Origin of the sequence: Amycolatopsis sp. NPDC050768, assembly GCF_040654155.1 — a bacterium.
In the GTDB taxonomy this organism is placed as follows: Bacteria; Actinomycetota; Actinomycetes; order Mycobacteriales; family Pseudonocardiaceae; genus Amycolatopsis.
Window position 1 is genome coordinate 333,505 of sequence record NZ_JBFAHL010000011.1, and the last position, 17,249, is coordinate 350,753.

The window sequence follows — 17,249 nt, forward strand, 5'->3', positions numbered from 1 at the left end:
ACCACCCGGCGGCCGGTCACGCGCCGGCCTGGCGGGTTCGCTGGTAGTGGCGGCGGGCCTTCATGCGGTTGCCGCACACGGCCATCGAGCACCAGCGGGCGGTGTTCGGCTTGCTGTGGTCGATGAGGAACCGGCGGCACTCCGGGTTCGCGCACGGCCGCAGGCGGCCGGGGCTGGCGTGGCGCAGCGTGTCCCAGGCCAGCACCGCGCGCGAGGCGGCCGCGCGGCCGGGCGCGGTGTCGAGGTCCCACTTGATGCCGCCGTCGTCGAAGACCGCGCGGTAGCCGAGGCCGTCGACGAAGGGGGCCAAGGCTTCCGGCTCCGCGTCGCCGCGCACGACGTCCTGCAGCGCCGCGCGCACGTCGACCAGCGCGCGCCACTCCTGCGCGGACGCCGGCTGTCCGTGGGCGGTGAGCCACTCGCGGCCCAGCTCGGCGTCGGCGAGCTCGTCGTGCGGCGTCCCGTCGAGCACCGGGGTGGTGTTCAGCAGGTCGAGCAGCAGCTTCTCGTCGGTCACGAGTTCAGGCTAACCGGCAAACTCGGGGTTGACAAGTTAGGCAGACCCTGTTTGAGTTCTAACCATCAAATACACAGATAGGAGTTAGGCATCATGACCGCTGTTCACCACCGCTATGCGACCGTCGACGGCCGGCAGCTCTTCTACCGCGAGGCCGGGCCCGCCGACGCCCCCGTGGTCGTGCTGCTGCACGGCTTCCCGACCAGCTCGTTCATGTTCCGGAACCTGATCCCGGCGCTGGCCGACCGCTACCACGTGATCGCGCCCGACCACCTCGGTTTCGGCCTGTCCGACGCGCCGTCGGCCGACGAGTTCGGCTACACCTTCGACGCGCTGACGGACCTCACGGCCGGCCTGCTGCGCCAGCTCGACGTCACCCGCTACGCGATCTACGTGCAGGACTACGGCGCCCCCATCGGCTGGCGCCTCGCGCTCGCCAACCCCGACTCCATCACCGTGATCATCACCCAGAACGGCAACGGCTACGACGCCGGTTTCGTCGACGGCTTCTGGAAGACCGTGTGGGACTACCAGGCCGAGCAGAACGCCGAGACCGAGGCCAACATCCGCGGCGCGCTCAGCCTCGACCTGACGAAGTGGCAGTACCTCACCGGCGTCCCCGACGAGACCCTCGTCAGCCCCGACACCTGGAACCACGACTTCGCGCTGCTTTCGCGCCGGGGCAACGACGAGATCCAGCTCGCGCTCTTCCGCGACTACGCCACCAACCCGCCGCTGTACCCCGCGCTGCACGAGTACCTGCGCAAGAGCCAGCCGCCCGTCCTCGCGGTCTGGGGCAAGAACGACCCGATCTTCGGCCCGGACGGCGCCACCGCTTTCTCCACTGACGTGCCCCACGCCGAAGTCCACCTCCTCGACGGCGGCCACTTCCTCCTCGAAAGCGCGGGCGACGAGGTCGCTGCCCACATCCGCGACTTCCTGGGCCGCGTGGCTCCGTCGCGCTGAGGTTCCCTCGTGGCGGGGGATTTCTCTTGCCGCCACCGGCTTTCCTCCAGGCGGCCCAGCCTTGCGCGACGCCATCCCCGCCGCGCAGGGTCCGCGGCCCCGGCGGGCCGGCGCCCGGAGCCCGCACTCCGGGCGGCCGGCCGTGTCCGGCTTTGCGCAGGTTCGGACCTGGGAACCGCCGGTGCGCTGCGCCAGGAAACCGCGGTAGTGGCGGGTTTCGGATTCGGACGCGGGCTGTTCGAAAAAGCGCACCAGCGGGCCGTGGTGATGTGGCTCGGCGGTGCCCGGGGAACTGTGCGGGGAACGTCGAACGGTGTCAGTCGAGCACATCGGGTTCGGTTTCCACCACGACCTCGGCCATGATGTTAAAACTGTGGCGCGCCATGTTGGCGCTGCCGAACTGGCGGTGGGCCAGCGTCGCTTCCTCGTCCGTCATGACGCGCGGGGTGCCCGCGGCGTCGGCGAGCAGCTGCATCTGGCACGCGCGGTCCATGGCGATGAACCACCACGCGGCCTCGGCCACGGACCGGCCGACGGTGAGCAGTCCGTGGTGGCGCAGGATTGCTGCGCGTTGTCCACCAAGACGTGTGGCAATCCGCTCGCCTTCTGTCTTCTCCAGCACAAGACCCTTGTACTCGTCGAACAGGACATGATCGCCGTAGAACGCGCAGGATTCCTGGATGATCGGAGCGAGTTCCTTTCCGAGCGCGGCGAACGCGCGGCCGTACACGCTGTGCGCGTGGGCCACCGCCACGACGTCCGGGCGCGCCCGGTGCACCGAGGAGTGGATCCAGAACGCGGCCTTGTTCGTCCGCCGGGAACCTTCGGCGACCTTGCCGTTCTCGTCGATGAGCAGCAGGTCGCCGACCTTGATGCGGGAGAAGTGCACCGCGTACGGGTTGACCCAGAACCGGTCCGGGAACTCGGGATCGCGCACGGTGAGGTGCCCGGCGATCCCCTCGTCGAAGCCGTAGCGGGCGAACAGCCGCAACGCCACGGCGAGATCGCGTTTGCGCGCCGCGCGTTCGGCTTCGACCGTGCCCGCCTCCGCCGGCAGGTCGCCCAGGTCGAGCTGGTCGGCGGAGGCGGACTCCGGTGCTTCGGTGGAAATGCTCACGCTCGTCCTCCTCGCTGGGGGGTGCTGGCTCCTCTGCACTATGCCTACTGTTTGCCTAAGAGGCAAACGACGTCTCCTACAGGGCAAATGGAAAGCAGGCGGTGACGGGTCTCGGGGGACTCCGCCACCACCTGCCGGTGAGGGGGCGGAGCAGCTGGGGGAGGGCGAGCGGCTGCTCCGCGGTCACAGTGTGCGCCCGTCCGGGCGATTTGCCCCGAAAGTGGGCTGAACGGTCAGTGATGTCTGTCCGGGTGGTCACTCCGTCGGGGACAGACATCCGTAGTCGTTCGGCCAGACCTGGGCGTCGGTTACCGATTTCCCTTGCCGCACAGCGGGATCGGAGCCGACGCCGTGCCATCGGTGGAGCATGATCTCGACTCTGGCTGCTGGATGGGCCGATCTTGACAAGCAGTTCATTGAGCAGCGACCGCGCGGCGACCTGGTTGCGCCAGACCGTGCCTTCGTCCGGGGTCATCAGGCGTTCGCCGAACCGCGAGTCCGGCGTGGTGCCGATGGCGAGGTCGCCGGGATCGCCTGCCCCGGGGGCGTACCGCGGCGGCCGGCCCAGCGGCCCGCCGACCGCGTCCTGCGCGGCCGGCCCGAACAGCCGCAGCGACTGGCCGGTCGGAACGAGCCGCGCGGCCGCCACCGCGTCGACGAGCGGAGACTGCGCGATCGCGCCGGCGATCCGCCGGTCCGTGACGGCGAGATCCACCACCTGCAGCCCCGCGAAAGACGTGCCCCACACGACGATCCGGCTCGCGTCGAGCGTCGGCTGGGCCGCCGCCAAGCCGACGACCGTGCGGTAGTCCTCGCGCTGGCGCGGCAAGGAAACCACTTCGTCGCGTCCTGCCCTCGCCGATCGAGGACAAGGAGAACCGCGTCTACCGCGAACCGGTCGGTGTCGCGCGTCTGCTCCTCGGAGCCGCCGAAGCCGCGGTAGTCGAACACGACACTCGCGACCCGGTTCCGGCGCGCCGGAACCGGGTCGCGAACGCGGCGAGGCCGCCGGCCTTGATCGCGCCGACCAGGCCGGTCTCGAACGCGGCCTTCAGGGCGGGTGCCGCCGAGTTCGTCGATGATCACCTCGGTGATCTCGCCCCCGTGGTCCTCGACGTACCGGATCGCCTGCTCGAACACCGTCCGCCGGTGGCCGCCGGAACCCAGTGCAGCTCGGCCGACGGCGCGGTGGCCGCGAGGCGCAGAGCCGGGCCGATCGGCGCCATCGAGTCGTGTTCGAGAACCACCAGCAGCAACGGCACCGCCACCATCGCCGCGCGCCGGACCGGGCGGCGCCAGGCCAAGCTTGCGGGCGAGCGGGTAGCAGCGGCAAACAGCTGCGCGACTCGAACCCGCACGACGGCTCCGCGGTCGCGGAGTTCACCGTCGCCGACTCCACGGACATCGACCGCGCCTACCTCGCCGCGAAAGAAAACCAACACGCGTGGGGGAAAACGAACGCCTACCGACTACGACGTCTACGAGGGCGGCGCGAGCTTCGCGGACACGGTCGCCGCGGAGGTCGCCTTCCTGGGCCGCGTCACCGCACGCTGAGCTTCCTCTTCCGGGTCATGAGCAGGCGCGCGTAGATCAGCCCGAGGAGCCCGATGTGCGCGAGGACGAGGGCGAACGCCGGGCTGTGCCGCTCCACGGCGAAGCAGTCGCCGAGTGAGTCGTCCTGCCACGCGAACGCGGGGTCACACGCCGCGCCGGCCGGGGTCACGAAGTCGGGGCCCCCGATGAGGCCGCGCAACGAGAGGAACACCCCGATGACGATGGCCGCGACGCTGACGAACGCGACGATGGCGCGTGGTGACACAGGCTGCTCCTCGGATCCGCGGGATGATCACTCGATCGCGGCATTCGTCTCCTTCGTTACGTACCGGACGCTCGGGACACGAAGCAGTTCGCCGTCGCCGTGGCCAGGAGCGTGCCGGAGGTGTCCTCCAGGCGTGCGTCGGCCAGCACGACCTGGGGTCCCGAGTGCAGGACGCGACCGGTGGCCGTGATGGGGCCCGTGTCGATGCGGACGGCCTTGAGGAAGCGGACGGAGAGGTCCAGGGTGCTGAACCCGCTGCCGACGGGGAGGGTCGTGTGCACGGCGCACGCGGCCGCCGAGTCGAGCATCGTGGCGTAGAGGCCGCCGTGGACGGTCCACATCGGGTTGTAGTGGTATTCGCCCGGGGTGAGGCGGAAGACGGTCTCGCCGGGTGACGCCGAGATCAGGCGGAGGCCGACGAGGTCCATCATCGGCGCGGAGGGGAGGTCGCCGCGGGCCATGGCGCGAAGGAACTCCAGCCCGCTGAGCTCGGCGGCCGCGGTGGCGAATGCGAGGTGGTCGGCCCAGGACACGACGCGCACGCGCTCGGCATCGGTGGTGTTGGTCATGGTGTTTCCTTCACCGCGGAGAGTTCGTTCAGCGCCGCTTGGAGTCCGGTGTCCACCGCGGCGCGCATCAGGTGCGGGCGGCGCTCGGTGCGGCCGATGTGGGCGCTGCCGACGGGCGGGCGGACTTGCAGCGTCGCGGGATGCGAAGCCAGCAGTCGTTCCTCTTCGGCTCTGAGCGCTGCGCGGTCCAGCCACGTCTCGAGCGCTCCCGGTGCGTGGCGGGCGAACCAGCGTGACGCGACCAGCCGCTCACCGCGCGACGGTGCCGTCGCCGCGCCCTCGTCCGACCGTCGCGTGCGAAACGCGACGAGGTGTGTTGCTTTCTGCGCAAGCGCTGTTCGCACGGGAACGGATTCGCTCACCCCGGCGTCCACGAAATGTCGTCCGCCGATCACGATCGGTTCGCCCGCGAGCAGGGGCATGGCCGTCGACGCACGCAGCGCGGCCTGCAAGCCGGCCTGATCGTGGAGGTGCTCGTGCAGGTCCGCGGACTCGCCGGTCATCGCGTCGGTGGCGGTGGGGTGGAACTCGACGGGGTTGTCGAGGATCTCCCGGAACCCCATCGGCACGATCTCGGTGTAGAGGGTGTGGACGAGGAACTCCGTGTCCACCACCGGCCGCCGGCTCAGGATGCGCTTGGGGTCGATGGTCCGGCCCATGATCATCGGGTCCCACCACGCGTGCTGGGTGCTTTCAGCGCGTCCGCACAGCAGCCACGCACCGTTGAGCGCGCCCGCCGAGCTGCCGTAGACCGCGTCGAACATCGGCAGCAACCCGAGCTGTTCGATGGCGATCGTCATGCCGCTCGAATACGCACCTCGCGAGCTCCCGCCCTCGATCAGCAACACCAAGCGAGCGCCGTCATCGCGGTTTCCGGGAGTGCTCCCGCTGCGCCTGCGTTCTCTCAGCAACTCCACGACGGCGTCGGTCACCGTTGCACCTTCTTTCGTTCGGAGGTTTTTCGTTCAGAGGAGGTGAAGATCTTTCCCTGGGTGACGGCGAGCAGTGCCCCGACGACGGTGATCACCGCACCCGCGACCTGCATGGTGGTGAACGACTCACCCAGGAACACCACGGAAGTCACCGTGCCGAACACGGGCACCGCGAACATGGTGATCGTCGCGGTCACGGGACTGACAGCCCGCAACGCCCGGTAGTAGAACAGGTACGCGATCGCTGTCGGGCCGACCGCGAGGAACACGAGGTTCCCCCAGGTGAGCGTGGAGACCGATGTCCACTCAGTACCAGAAAATGAGGGAATTGCGACAAGCACCAACGCCAGCGCACCCACACCCGTGGCATACGTCGTGGCCCGCAACGGTTCCATCCCGCTCAGCACCTTCTTCGACGCGATGCTGTAGGCCGCCCAGCACGCCGCGCCCGCCAGGTAGACGAAGTCGCCGGCGAGGCGGGTTCCGCTGAACCCCGTGCCACCCCCACCGACACCGACGAAGAACACGACCGAACCCGCTATCCCCAGCACCAGCCCGGCGATGCGCGCACCGGACGCCGATTCTTTGCGGGTCACGAGGAAGTACAGCGTGGTCAGCACGGGACTGAGCACGGGCACGATGATGGTGCCGTCGATCGCGGGGGCGAGGGAAAGCCCCCAGAAGAAAAAGAAGTTGTACGCGAACACCCCGACGAGCCCGACCAGCCCGGCTCGGGCGAGGTCACGCCACGAAAAGCGCGCCGAACCCGGCCGCACGCACAACAACACCACGAGGATCACCGCGCCCGCCCCGAAGCGCAGGCACGCGGCGACCTCGTGCGGCAGCTCACCCACCACGACCTTCGAGCTGGTGAAAGCCGCCCCGAACAACACCATCGTGATGAGCAGGTACGAATACGGAGCGACGCCACCGTCGCGTTGTTCGGGCATGAGTTCGGTCCACTTCGTTGCGGGTACGGGAAAGGCCGGGGATCACACCGATCCTCGCCGCCCCGCGCGCGGATTTCTTGTACGTTCCTTGCATGGCAGGCGAATCCGAGATCACCGCTTGGAGCCCCGGCGTTCCCGGCATCAGCGAGGTGTTCCACGCGCACTTCGTGCAGCACGCCTACCCCGTGCACACGCACACCGTGTGGACGTTGCTGATCCTCGATGACGGCGTGCTCCAGTACGACCTGGACCGTCACGAGCACGGCACCCTGCGTTCGCAGGTCGTGCTCCTGCCGCCGCACGTGCCGCACAACGGCCGCACCGCAGCGCCGCGCGGGTTCCGCAAGCGCGTGCTCTACCTGCCCGAGGACGCGCTCGACGCGCGGCTGATCGGCCCGGCCACCGACCAGCCGAACCTGCGGGATCCGAAGCTGGCGAACCGGATCAGCCGGCTGCACGACACGCTCGCCGCGCCGGGCGACGAGTTCGAGGCGCAGAGCCGGCTCGCGTTCATTTTCGAACGTCTCGGCACACACCTGCGCCACGACGTGGTCCGCCGTGAGCCCGACCGCGGGCTGGCCGACGACCTGCGCGACCTGCTGGACTCGCGGGTGGTCGCCGGGCTGCCCCTCGACGAGGCGGCGCGCCTGCTGCACGCGGACCCGACGCACCTGGTCCGCGCGTTCTCCCGGCGGTTTTCGCTGCCGCCGCACCTGTACCTCACCGGCCGTCGCGTGGAGCTGGCGCGGCGGCTGCTGCTGGCCGGTGTGCCGGCCGCGGCGGTCGCCCCCGAGGTCGGCTTCTACGACCAGTCGCACCTGACCCGGCACTTCAAGCGCATGCTGGGCGTGAGCCCGGCGCGGTTCGCCGGACGGCGATGAGGGCACGGCTACTCCCACAGGTCCGTCGACAGGTACTTCAGGCCCGAGTCGGGGATCACGACGGCGACCGTGGCGCCGGCGAGCTCGTGCTGCAGGAGGTGGAGGGCCGCGGCGACGTTGGCACCGGCGGAGAAACCGGCGAAGATGCCTTCGCGGGTAGCGAGCAGGCGGGAGGCCCGGCGGGCTTCGTCGCCGGTGACCTGGAGGTAGCCGTCGAGGGGCACGTCACGCAGATGTGTGAGGTCGGCGCGGCCGAAGCCGCCGCCCTGGATGGGGTGGTGGGATTCGAACACCTCGTGTCCGGCGAGCACCGCGGCGCCCTCGGGTTCGACGGCGAAGCACCGGATGGCCGGGTCCCGTTCCTTCAGTGCCCGCGTGACGCCCGCCAGGCAGCCGCCGGTGCCGACGAAATCGGCGAACGCGTCGAGCCTGCCGCCGGTCTGTGCCCAGATCTCGGGGCCGGTGCCGGTGTAGTGGGCCTCGACGTTGTGGTGGTTTTCGAACTGATCGGAACGGAACGCTCCGCGTGACTGGGTGATCAACCGAGCTTGCTTTTCCACCAGCGCCAGGTCCGCGCCCGAAACGCGGCCGGCCACGGAACCGGGGGCCTGGTCGACGAGCACGACCTCGGCGCCGAGCGCGGCGATCATGCGCGCGCGTTCGGTCGAGCTCCCGCGCGACAGCACGGCGACGAACGGGTGGCCGGTCACCGCGCAAGCGATGGCGAGGCCGGCGCCGGTGTTGCCGCTGGTGAGCTCGACCACGGGCTGGCCCGGCCGCAGCGCCCCGGTTTCCTCGGCGGCCTGGATGATCCGTTTCGCGACACGGTCCTTTTTGGACCCGCCGGGGTTGAGGTACTCGAGCTTGGCCAGCAGGGTCCCGTCGACGCCGTCGGTGACGCGGTCGAGCCGGACCATCGGGGTGTCGCCGATCGCGTCGAGCGCCGAGGGCAGGACGCCGACTGCTACTCCCGTGCGAGCGATAGCGCTATCATTCACCTTCATGTCCCATGATAGCAGTTCGCGAAACGTGGCCAATGTGCTGCGAAATGAGCTCAATCACTACTCGCCGGGCGAGAAACTGCCGTCGAGCCGGGCTCTGGTCGAACGCTTCGGGGTCAGTCCCGTGACGGTGTCGCGCGCGCTCGCCGTACTCGCGGCCGACGGGCTGGTGGTGACACGGCCGGGGGCCGGTGCGTATCGCGCGGAGACGGTTGCCCGGGAGAAGCCGGTCGTCGACACGTCGTGGCAGGAGATCGCGCTCACGGCGGATGACCAGGGTGGCGAGCGGGTGGTCGACGCGTCCGGGTTGAGCGCCAACCTGGCTGTGCCGCCGCCGGACGTGATCGCGTTCAACGGCGGTTATCTGCACGCTTCGCTGCAGCCGGAACGCGCGATGGCCACCGCGTTGGCTTCGGCGGCCCGCCGCCCGGGAGCGTGGGAGCGGCCGCCGCTGGCCGGGGTTACGGCGTTGCGGGCGTGGTTCGCGCGGGAGCTGGGGCTCACGCCGGCCGAGGTGCTGATCAGTGGTGGTGGCCAGGCGGCGCTGAGTACCGCGTTGCGTGCAGTCGCGCCGCCGGGATCCGCGGTCCTGGTCGAGTCGCCGACGTATCCCGGGGTGCTCGCCGCTGCCCGCGCGGCCGGGTTGCGCCCGGTGCCCGTTCCGGTGGACGACGGTGGGGTGCGGCTCGACCTCCTGCAGGAGGTGCTCGCGGCGACCGGGGCGAAGGTGTTCTACTGCCAGCCGTTGTTCCAGAACCCGACCGGGGCCGTGCTCGCGCCGGAGCGGAGGCGTGAGCTCCTGGAGATCGTGCACGCGGCCGGTGCGTTCCTGGTCGAGGACGACTGGGCGCGCCACCTCGGGCACGGTGGGCCGGTGCCGGCTCCGTTGGTCGCGGACGATCCCCACGGTTCGGTGGTCCACTTGGGGTCGTTGACGAAAGCCACGTCGCCCAACCTGCGGGTCGCGGCGCTCGCCGCGCGGGGACCGGTGCTGGAACGCCTGCGCGCCATCCAGGTGGTGGACAGCTTCTTCGTGCCGAGGCCGTTCCAGGAGGCCACTTTGGACCTCGTGGCGGCGCTGTCGTGGCCGCGGCACCTGCGTTCGCTCGCGGCGGGGCTGCGGGAGCGCCGTGACGCAATGGTGGGCGCGCTCCAGCGGGAGCTGCCTTCGCTTGCTCCGCCGAGGGTGCCGACGGGTGGTCACTACCTGTGGTTGCGCCTGCCCGCCGGGACGGACGAAACCGCCCTCACCTCCGCGGCTCTGCGTGCCGGGGTGGCGGTGTCGCCCGGCCGTGGGTACTTCGCCGCCGAGGCCCCGGCTCAGCACCTGCGGCTGGGGTTCGCCGACACCTCGGGTGCGCAGGAAATCACCGAAGGTGTTCGCCGTCTCGCAACGGCGTGTGCGGAAGTCAACCTTTGAGCAGCGCACGCGCCATCACCATTCGCTGGATCTGGTTGGTGCCCTCGTAGATCTGCGTGATCTTCGCGTCGCGCATCATGCGTTCCACCGGGAAGTCGCGGGTGTAGCCGGCGCCGCCGAACAGCTGGACGGCGTCGGTGGTCACCTGCATGGCCACGTCGGACGCGAAACATTTCGCGCTGCTGGCGAAGAAGGTCTTGTCGGGCTCACCGCGTTCGACCTTCGCCGCGGCCAGGTACACGAGGCTGCGGGCGGCCTCGATCTTCATGGCCATGTCGGCGAGCATGAACTGCACACCCTGGAACTCGGCGATCGTCTTGCCGAACTGTGTGCGTTCTTTGACATACGCGCGTGAAGCATCGAGCGCGCCCTGTGCGATCCCCACCGCTTGGGCGCCGATGGTGGGCCGGGTGTGATCGAAAGTGCGCATCGCGGTCTTGAAACCCGTGCCGGGTTCACCGACGATCCGGTCGGCCGGGACGGTGCAGTCGGTGAAGTAGAGCTCGCACGTCGGGGAGCCCTTGATGCCGAGCTTGCGTTCCTTCGCGCCGACCTCGAAGCCCGGGTCGTCGGCGTGGACCACGAAGGCCGAGATGCCGGCCGCGCCCTGGTCGGCGTCGGTCACGGCGAACACGGTGTACCAGGTGGCCACGCCGGAGTTGCTGATCCAGGCTTTGGCGCCGTTGAGGACCCAGTGGTCGCCGTCGAGCCGGGCCCTTGTTTTCATCGCAACAGCGTCTGAGCCGGATTCTCGCTCGGAAAGTCCGTAGGCGAACAACGCCTGTCCGTTTGCCAACGTCGGCAGGACTTGCTTCTTGAGGTCCTCCGACGCCGATAGCAGCACGGGCATGCTGCCCAACTTGTTGACCGCCGGGATCAGCGACGAGCTGACGCACACCCGGGCGACCTCCTCGATCACGAGGCAGGCGGCCAGGCCGTCCGCGCCTTCGCCGCCGTACTGCTCGGGGACGTGGATCGCGTGGAACCCGGCCGCCGTCAGCGCCGCGCGGGCTTCTTCGGGGAAGCGCGAGTTCTCGTCGACGTCCGCGGCGTGGGGGGCGATTTGTTTTTCGCACAGGGAACGTACGGTTGCGCGCAGTTCTTGGTGTTCTTCGGACATGCGGAAGGCTTCGAAGTCAGGGTTCGCGTACGGCTGGTTCATGTCGGTCTCCATCTGCCGAGGGAAGGGTCAGGGGTTGGCCGCCGAGCATCATGAGGGGGATGGTGGCGAGGGTGGCCAGTGCGGCGATCACGAGCCACAGCGCGTAGGAGGCGCCGCCGGCGAGCGCGGCGAGCAGGTACGGCGCGGCGAACCCGAGGTAGGCCAGCGCGTAGAAGATGCTGACGAGCCCGGCGAACTCGTGCTGCTCGGCCATGCGTTCCACTTTGTCCAGGCCGGTGACCATGAGGATGCCGTAGCCGGTGCCGAGGACCACGGCCGTCACGAGGACCAGCGGGGTGACCGGGCGCCACGCGACGAGTGCCGTGCCGGCCAGGCCGAGTGCGGTGACGAGCAGCCCGGCCACGGGGGCGTGCAGGTGCCCGGCGTGCGCGAGCCGGCGCGCGATCGGCTGGACGAGCGCGCCGAGCGGCAGCGTCAGCCCGCCGACCAGCCCGCTGAACGCGACGGGTGTGCTGATCGCGCTCGCCGTGCGGCTGGGCAACAACGCGGGCAGCGTCGCGATGCTGATCGCGACCGTCCCGAACACCCACGGCGCCCACGGCACCACGCCGAGCAGGAAGTGACGCGACACCGCCGGCCGTGGCAGCCACTGCGCACGCTCGGCCCGTGCGAGCGCCGGCGCGGTTTCCGGCACCCGCCACGCGAGCACGAGCACTCCGGCCATCAACGCCAGGTGCACGACATACGGCAGCTCCACCGGCCACGGCAACCACTGCGCGAGCGCGCCCGCCAGCAACGGCCCGATCCCGAACCCCAGCGACAACGCGGCGGCCGAGCGCCGGGCCCCGCGGCCGGGCGTGGACAGCTCGGTCACCCACGCGGTGCCCGCGCTGTACGCCGCGCCGGACGCGACTCCGGCCAGAAACCGCCCGACGTACAGCGACGGCCACCACACCGGGCCGAGCATCAGCACGAGCGTGGCCAGCACCGAGACGAGGATCGCCGGCCGCAACACGGCGCGCCGCCCGTACCGGTCCGCCGCCCGCCCGCTGAAGATCAACGCCGGCACCAGCCCCACGGCGTAAATGCCGAAAATGCTCGTCACCGCCGACTCCGGCAACCCGAGCTCACCCCGGTAGACCAGCAACAGCGGCGTGAAGTGGTTGGCCCCCCACGCAACGCCGAACAACGCGGCCGCCGCCCGCACCCAGGCGACCCGACTCTGCGTGGACTCGTGCACGTTCAGCTCCCAAGCGAGATTTCCGTTGTGGTGAAAGGGATGTCAGGACCGAGCGGCCCTTCGACGGCCGTCGAGGATTTCGGCGGCTGCGGCGCCTGGAGTGGGCCGATGCGCGCTTCGCGGAAGGCTTTGTGGAACCTGTCGGCGCTGGTCGGGATGGTTCAGGGTCGACTCCCAAGCGAGGCTTTTGTGGTGACCGGGATGTTGGCACCGCCGACGCCGCGAGTCGGAGTGGGTGTTCGGCTTGTGCGGATTCGCACACCGAGTCACGGCAGGCGGGCGGCTTCGACGGCCGGCCAGGTCGCCGGTGGGGGTTGCTGTAGCGACGAGGGTGGGACGGGCGTGTGTTCGGCGGCGGCGTGGAGTTTGCCGTCGCGGGAAAGGATGGAGCCGGCGCGGAGCATGGTGGTGATGAGTTCCGTGGCGAGGGACTCGGGGGAGCGGCGCAGCAGCCAGGCGGCGTCCTTGAGCCAGGCACGGGCGTGCAGGTAGGGCTCGACCGCGTCGGTGGGGATGCCGTCGCGGATCATGAGGGCGTAGGCGAAGACGCGGCGGGCGCCGTACCAGACGGCGCCGTCGGGGTCGTCGACGAGGCGCCGGGCGCGGCGCGCGGCGTTGGCGAGGGCGGCGCCCGTGTCGGCGGGGATGGGGCCGTGTGCGGGAAGGAGCACGCGGGGTTCGAGATCGATCAGGTGTTGTACGGAACTGAGCGCGGTGGTGGTGGCATCCGGACCGTCGAGGGCGAGGTTCACCCAGCCGACGTCGTAGTCCGACAACGCGTCCCCGACGGCGAGGAGGCGTTCGTCCGGTTGCCAGAGGGCGAGGTGGCCCGGGGTGTGGCCGGGTGTTCGGATTACCTCCCATTCGGTGTCGCCGAGTAACAAAACCTGTCCGTCGTCGAGCAGTTCGTCGACGGAGTAGGGCGGGACGGGCTGGTCGAGGTATTCCATCTGGCAGCAGCCGGGATCGCGGCGGGCGACGGCGAGTGCGTCGCGGGCGCTGGCGGCGATGCCGGCGCCGTTCTTCTGCAGCAGGGCGTTGCCGCCGACGTGGTCGCAGTGCCAGTGGGTGTTCACGACCAGGTCGAGCGACGCGGTGTGCGCGCGGACCCACTCGGCCGTCTCTTCCGCGTGCCCGACGAAGCCGCTGTCCACCAGAGCCGGCTGCCGGCCGGGCAGCAGGAGCAGGTTCGCGTCGGGGAACGGGCGCTGCTGCCAGACCAGCCACGACGGTAAGCGGTCGGTGTCGAAGGGCACGGGTTCTCCTTCGGAAGTCGCAAGAGTCCACTGTGGAATAAAAGTCCACTGTGGAACGGGAGTCACGCGCGCACGCGCGCGGGAGCAGAGCTCCGAACGTCGTGTGGCACGGGATTTATTGTCGCAAAAGGAAAACCGGCTTTCAACGCGGTTACCCCCGTTCAAGGGTAGCGACAGACCGGCCGGAAAACGCATAGTCGCGTTATCACGCCGAAGGAAGGATCGCTGTTGACCACGAGCGACGCACACCGGGCCTACAAGGCGAGCCGCGACCAGCTGCTGGCATTGCGCGGCAAGCACGTTCGCGCGGTCGAGGAGTTCCGCTGGCCCGACCTCGGCGAGCGGTTCAACTGGGCCGTCGACTGGTTCGACGCCGTCGCCCGCGACAACGCCGACAACGACCGCCCGGCCCTCGTCATCGTCGAGGAAGACGGCTCGGAGACCCGGCGAACGTTCGGCGAGCTGTCCCGCGCGTCCGACCGATTGGCGACGTGGCTGCGAAACCGGGGTGTCCGCAAAGGACACCGCGTGCTGCTGATGCTCGGCAACCAGGTCGAGCTCTGGGAAACCATGCTCGCGATCATGAAGCTCGGCGGCGTGATCATGCCGACCACGACCGCGCTCGGACCCGCCGACCTCACCGACCGCATCACCCGAGGCGAGCCGCGGCACGTGATCTGCAACTCCGCCGACACGCCCAAGTTCGTCGACGTTCCCGGCGACTACACACGGATCAGCGTCGGCCCCGCGGAAAACTGCGCCGACCTCCATGGGGCCGATCTCCACGACGCCGACTTCCACTGCGCCGATCTCCACTGTGCCGATCTCCACTGTGCCGATCTCCACTGTGCCAACCGCCACTGGGCCGATCTCCACGAAGCCGCCGACCTGCCGCACACCCCGGTCGAACACCCCGGCACCGCACCCGGCGACCCGCTGCTGCTGTACTTCACCTCCGGCACCACGACGCGGCCCAAGCTCGTGGAGCACACCCAGGTCTCCTACCCGGTCGGGCACCTCGCCACGATGTACTGGCTCGGCCTGTGGCCGGGCGACGTCCACCTCAACATCTCGTCGCCGGGCTGGGCGAAACACGCGTGGTCCTGCTTCTTCGCCCCGTGGATCGCCGAGGCGACGATCTTCGTCTACAACTACAGCCGCTTCGACCCGGCCGCACTCCTGAACCAGCTGCGTGTGCGAAAAGTGACAACGTTCTGTGCGCCGCCCACCGTCTGGCGCATGCTGATCAACACCGACCTCGGTGCCCGCCCGGCGGGCCTGCGCGAGGCGATCGGCGCCGGCGAACCGCTCAACCCCGAGGTGATCGAACGCGTCCGCGCGGCGTGGGGCATCACCATCCGCGACGGCTTCGGCCAGACCGAGACCACCGCACAGGTCGGCAACACCCCCGAATCCGACGTCAAACCGGGCTCCATGGGCCGTCCGCTGCCGGGTGTCCCGGTCGTGCTGGTCGAACCCGCGAGCGGCAACGTCGTCCCAGGACCGGGGGAAGGCGAAATCTGCCTCGACCTGGCACAGCCTCCGCTGACGTTGATGACCGGCTACCTGGCCGACGACGAACGCACCGCCGAGGCCATGGCCGGTGGCTACTACCACACCGGCGACGTCGCCTCGATAGACGAAGACGGCTACCTCACCTACATCGGCCGCACCGACGACGTCTTCAAGGCCAGCGACTACAAGATCAGCCCGTTCGAACTCGAGTCGGTGCTCATCGAACATCCCGCTGTTGCCGAGGCGGCCGTGGTGCCCGCAGCGGACCCCGTCCGTCTGGCGGTGCCGAAGGCCTACATCGGACTGGCGCCCGGACACGAGCCCACCAAGGAGACGGCACTGTCCATCCTGCGCTACGCGCGGGAGAACCTCGCCCCGTACCAACGCGTGCGCCGCCTCGAGTTCGCCGACCTGCCCAAGACGATCTCGGGCAAGATCCGCCGCGTGGAGCTGCGAGCCCGCGAACTCGGCGCGGACGCCGGCACCGAATGGCGCGACGACCAGTTCCCCGACCTGACCCGCTGAACCGCCGAACCCCGACTGCCGAAGGACCGCCGCCATGCCTGGCTCCGAGATCTACGAACACTTCCTCTCACTGCACACCCGCCCCGAAGGCCTCGTCATGCCCAACGCCTGGGACGGCCTCTCCGCCCTGCTCATGGCCGACGCCGGTTTCGAGGCGATCGGCACCAGCTCGGCCGCGTTCGCCGCGACGCTGGGCCGGTTCGACGGCCGCCACGCCGTGAGCCGAGAAGAACATCTCGACCACGCGAAACTCCTGAAGCGGCTCACCGACCTCCCGATCAACGGCGACTTCGAGGACGGCTACGGCGAGACCGCCGAGGACGTGGCCGCCACCGTCGAGGCGGCGGTCGAGGCCGGGTTGGCGGGCATCGGTGTCGAGGACACGACCGGCACCGGCGAGAACCCGATCCGGCCGTTCGACGAGTCGGTGGACCGCGTGCGCCACGCCGTCGCAGCGGCGCAGCAGCGGATCGTCGTCACGGCCCGCGCCGACAACTTCATCCAGGGCATCAACGACCTCGACGACACCATCCGCCGCCTCAGCGCCTTCGCGGAAGCCGGCGCCGACGTGCTGTTCGCCCCGCTCCCGCCCGACCTCGCGTCGGTGGAGAAAATCGTGCAGGCGGTGGCGCCCAAGCCGGTCAACGTCGTGGTGTCGCCGGCGGACAAGACTCTGACGGTGTCCGAACTCCACCAAGCCGGTGTGAAGCGGATCAGCCTCGGGTCGTCGCTTTACGCACACGTGATGTCCGTACTCGATCAGGCTGCGATCGACCTGGCCGGCGGTGACCTCGCCGCGGCGACGAGCGGCTCGCGGTTCCGGTTCCGCCGTCTGCTGCGCCAGGCCAAGGGGTGACCGGCGGCGAGGGGATCGAAGCCGCCATTGTGGACATCGCGGCGGGCAAAGCCGTGGTGGTGGTCGATGACGAGGATCGTGAGAACGAGGGCGATCTGATCTTCGCGGCGGAGAAGGCGACGCCGGAGTTGCTGGCGTTCATGGTCCGCTACACCTCGGGGTATGTGTGTGTCGCGTTGACGGAGGCCGAGGCGGATCGGCTGGACCTGCCGCCGATGTATCACACGAACCAGGATGTGCGCGGGACCGCGTACAGCGTCACGGTGGACGCCGCCGAGGGCATCACCACGGGCATTTCGGCGGCGGACCGCGCGCACACGATGCGGTTGCTGGCTGACCCGGCCGCGTCGGCGAAGGACTTCCGCCGCCCCGGCCACGTCGTGCCGTTGCGTGCGAAGGAGGGTGGCGTGCTGCGCCGCCCGGGTCACACCGAGGCCGCGGTCGACCTGGCCCGGATGGCGGGGCTGAACCCGGCCGGTGTGCTGTGCGAGATCGTGTCGCAGAAGGACGAGGGCGACATGGCTCGCCGCGACGAGCTCGAGGTTTTCGCCGCGGATCATGA

Annotated in this window: 18 protein-coding genes; 7 read left to right on the forward strand and 11 right to left on the reverse strand. The window is 69.8% G+C overall.

Annotated features, from left to right (window positions below):
- Positions 1 to 16 precede the first annotated feature (16 nt).
- Complete coding sequence (locus AB0H62_RS30810; RefSeq protein WP_360589873.1) at positions 17 to 517, reverse strand: CGNR zinc finger domain-containing protein; 501 nt, start codon at positions 515 to 517, stop codon at positions 17 to 19.
- Positions 518 to 610: 93 nt separating this feature from the next.
- Here AB0H62_RS30810 and AB0H62_RS30815 point away from each other — a divergent pair, with 93 nt between their 5' ends.
- The gene (locus AB0H62_RS30815; protein WP_360589875.1) at positions 611 to 1,483 is read left to right on the forward strand and encodes an alpha/beta fold hydrolase; all 873 of its coding nucleotides are present in this window, start codon (positions 611 to 613) and stop codon (positions 1,481 to 1,483) included.
- 316 nt (positions 1,484 to 1,799) lie between these two features.
- On the opposite strand, the gene AB0H62_RS30820 is transcribed toward AB0H62_RS30815, so the two are convergent.
- Entirely contained in the window at positions 1,800 to 2,600 is an 801-nt protein-coding gene (locus AB0H62_RS30820; RefSeq protein ID WP_360589877.1) for a class II aldolase/adducin family protein, read from the reverse strand.
- Between the two features lie 76 nt (positions 2,601 to 2,676).
- A complete protein-coding gene (locus tag AB0H62_RS30825) occupies positions 2,677 to 3,438 on the reverse strand; it encodes a hypothetical protein (RefSeq protein WP_360589879.1) in 762 nt (253 codons plus the stop codon).
- 394 nt (positions 3,439 to 3,832) lie between these two features.
- On the opposite strand from AB0H62_RS30825, the gene AB0H62_RS30830 reads away from it, so the two are divergent.
- A complete protein-coding gene (locus AB0H62_RS30830) occupies positions 3,833 to 4,189 on the forward strand; it encodes an aldehyde dehydrogenase family protein (RefSeq protein WP_220243308.1) in 357 nt (118 codons plus the stop codon).
- On the opposite strand, the gene AB0H62_RS30835 is transcribed toward AB0H62_RS30830, so the two are convergent.
- From AB0H62_RS30835 to AB0H62_RS30850, 4 genes are read right to left on the reverse strand one after another with little or no spacing between them, the layout of a single operon-like run.
- Entirely contained in the window at positions 4,141 to 4,419 is a 279-nt protein-coding gene (locus tag AB0H62_RS30835) for a hypothetical protein (RefSeq protein ID WP_220243307.1), read from the reverse strand. The two genes, AB0H62_RS30830 and AB0H62_RS30835, sit on opposite strands and share 49 nt — an antisense overlap.
- A 56-nt stretch (positions 4,420 to 4,475) precedes the next feature.
- A complete protein-coding gene (locus tag AB0H62_RS30840; protein WP_220243306.1) occupies positions 4,476 to 4,988 on the reverse strand; it encodes a PaaI family thioesterase in 513 nt (170 codons plus the stop codon).
- A complete protein-coding gene (locus AB0H62_RS30845) occupies positions 4,985 to 5,920 on the reverse strand; it encodes a patatin family protein (RefSeq protein ID WP_360589881.1) in 936 nt (311 codons plus the stop codon). The genes AB0H62_RS30840 and AB0H62_RS30845 overlap by 4 nt, the downstream gene beginning before the upstream one ends.
- Positions 5,917 to 6,870 (reverse strand): DMT family transporter, encoded by a 954-nt coding sequence (locus AB0H62_RS30850; protein WP_360589883.1) that lies wholly within the window; start codon positions 6,868 to 6,870, stop codon positions 5,917 to 5,919. Before AB0H62_RS30850 ends, AB0H62_RS30845 begins: the two co-directional genes overlap by 4 nt.
- Positions 6,871 to 6,962: 92 nt before the next feature.
- Here AB0H62_RS30850 and AB0H62_RS30855 point away from each other — a divergent pair, with 92 nt between their 5' ends.
- Complete coding sequence (locus AB0H62_RS30855) at positions 6,963 to 7,751, forward strand: AraC family transcriptional regulator (RefSeq protein ID WP_220243303.1); 789 nt, start codon at positions 6,963 to 6,965, stop codon at positions 7,749 to 7,751.
- An 8-nt stretch (positions 7,752 to 7,759) separates the two neighbouring features.
- Here the strand turns inward: AB0H62_RS30855 and AB0H62_RS30860 are convergent, their stop codons facing one another.
- The gene (locus AB0H62_RS30860) at positions 7,760 to 8,755 is read right to left on the reverse strand and encodes a cysteine synthase family protein (protein WP_360589885.1); all 996 of its coding nucleotides are present in this window, start codon (positions 8,753 to 8,755) and stop codon (positions 7,760 to 7,762) included.
- 34 nt (positions 8,756 to 8,789) lie between these two features.
- On the opposite strand from AB0H62_RS30860, the gene AB0H62_RS30865 reads away from it, so the two are divergent.
- Complete coding sequence (locus AB0H62_RS30865) at positions 8,790 to 10,172, forward strand: PLP-dependent aminotransferase family protein (protein WP_360589887.1); 1,383 nt, start codon at positions 8,790 to 8,792, stop codon at positions 10,170 to 10,172.
- Here the strand turns inward: AB0H62_RS30865 and AB0H62_RS30870 are convergent.
- The 3 genes from AB0H62_RS30870 to AB0H62_RS30880 all read right to left on the reverse strand — a co-directional run bounded on the left by AB0H62_RS30870 (position 10,162) and on the right by AB0H62_RS30880 (position 13,791).
- A complete protein-coding gene (locus tag AB0H62_RS30870) occupies positions 10,162 to 11,346 on the reverse strand; it encodes an acyl-CoA dehydrogenase family protein (RefSeq protein ID WP_360589889.1) in 1,185 nt (394 codons plus the stop codon). The two genes, AB0H62_RS30865 and AB0H62_RS30870, sit on opposite strands and share 11 nt — an antisense overlap.
- Positions 11,309 to 12,535 (reverse strand): MFS transporter, encoded by a 1,227-nt coding sequence (locus AB0H62_RS30875; protein ID WP_360589891.1) that lies wholly within the window; start codon positions 12,533 to 12,535, stop codon positions 11,309 to 11,311. The genes AB0H62_RS30870 and AB0H62_RS30875 overlap by 38 nt, the downstream gene beginning before the upstream one ends.
- 266 nt (positions 12,536 to 12,801) lie before the next feature.
- Positions 12,802 to 13,791, reverse strand: coding sequence for an MBL fold metallo-hydrolase (locus AB0H62_RS30880; RefSeq protein ID WP_220243298.1), 990 nt, complete (start codon positions 13,789 to 13,791; stop codon positions 12,802 to 12,804).
- Between the two features lie 225 nt (positions 13,792 to 14,016).
- On the opposite strand from AB0H62_RS30880, the gene AB0H62_RS30885 reads away from it, so the two are divergent.
- The 3 genes from AB0H62_RS30885 to ribB all read left to right on the forward strand — a co-directional run.
- Complete coding sequence (locus AB0H62_RS30885; protein ID WP_360589910.1) at positions 14,017 to 15,831, forward strand: AMP-binding protein; 1,815 nt, start codon at positions 14,017 to 14,019, stop codon at positions 15,829 to 15,831.
- Between the two features lie 34 nt (positions 15,832 to 15,865).
- Positions 15,866 to 16,687: an isocitrate lyase/phosphoenolpyruvate mutase family protein gene (locus AB0H62_RS30890; protein ID WP_220243297.1), complete on the forward strand. Its 822-nt coding sequence runs from the start codon at positions 15,866 to 15,868 to the stop codon at positions 16,685 to 16,687.
- A partial coding sequence (gene ribB / locus AB0H62_RS30895) for a 3,4-dihydroxy-2-butanone-4-phosphate synthase (protein WP_360589894.1) occupies positions 16,684 to 17,249 on the forward strand: 566 nt, incomplete at its 3' end. The genes AB0H62_RS30890 and ribB, both read left to right, overlap by 4 nt.

What these genes read in the sequence shown, in the direction of transcription:
- AB0H62_RS30815 (WP_360589875.1), top strand. Translation starts at nt 611, where the DNA reads ATGACCGCTGTTCACCACCGCTATGCGACCGTCGACGGCCGGCAGCTC.
- AB0H62_RS30870 (WP_360589889.1), bottom strand. Translation starts at nt 11,346, where the DNA reads ATGGAGACCGACATGAACCAGCCGTACGCGAACCCTGACTTCGAAGCC.
- AB0H62_RS30850 (WP_360589883.1), bottom strand. Translation starts at nt 6,870, where the DNA reads ATGCCCGAACAACGCGACGGTGGCGTCGCTCCGTATTCGTACCTGCTC.
- AB0H62_RS30840 (WP_220243306.1), bottom strand. Translation starts at nt 4,988, where the DNA reads ATGACCAACACCACCGATGCCGAGCGCGTGCGCGTCGTGTCCTGGGCC.
- AB0H62_RS30855 (WP_220243303.1), top strand. Translation starts at nt 6,963, where the DNA reads ATGGCAGGCGAATCCGAGATCACCGCTTGGAGCCCCGGCGTTCCCGGC.
- AB0H62_RS30860 (WP_360589885.1), bottom strand. Translation starts at nt 8,755, where the DNA reads ATGAAGGTGAATGATAGCGCTATCGCTCGCACGGGAGTAGCAGTCGGC.
- AB0H62_RS30890 (WP_220243297.1), top strand. Translation starts at nt 15,866, where the DNA reads ATGCCTGGCTCCGAGATCTACGAACACTTCCTCTCACTGCACACCCGC.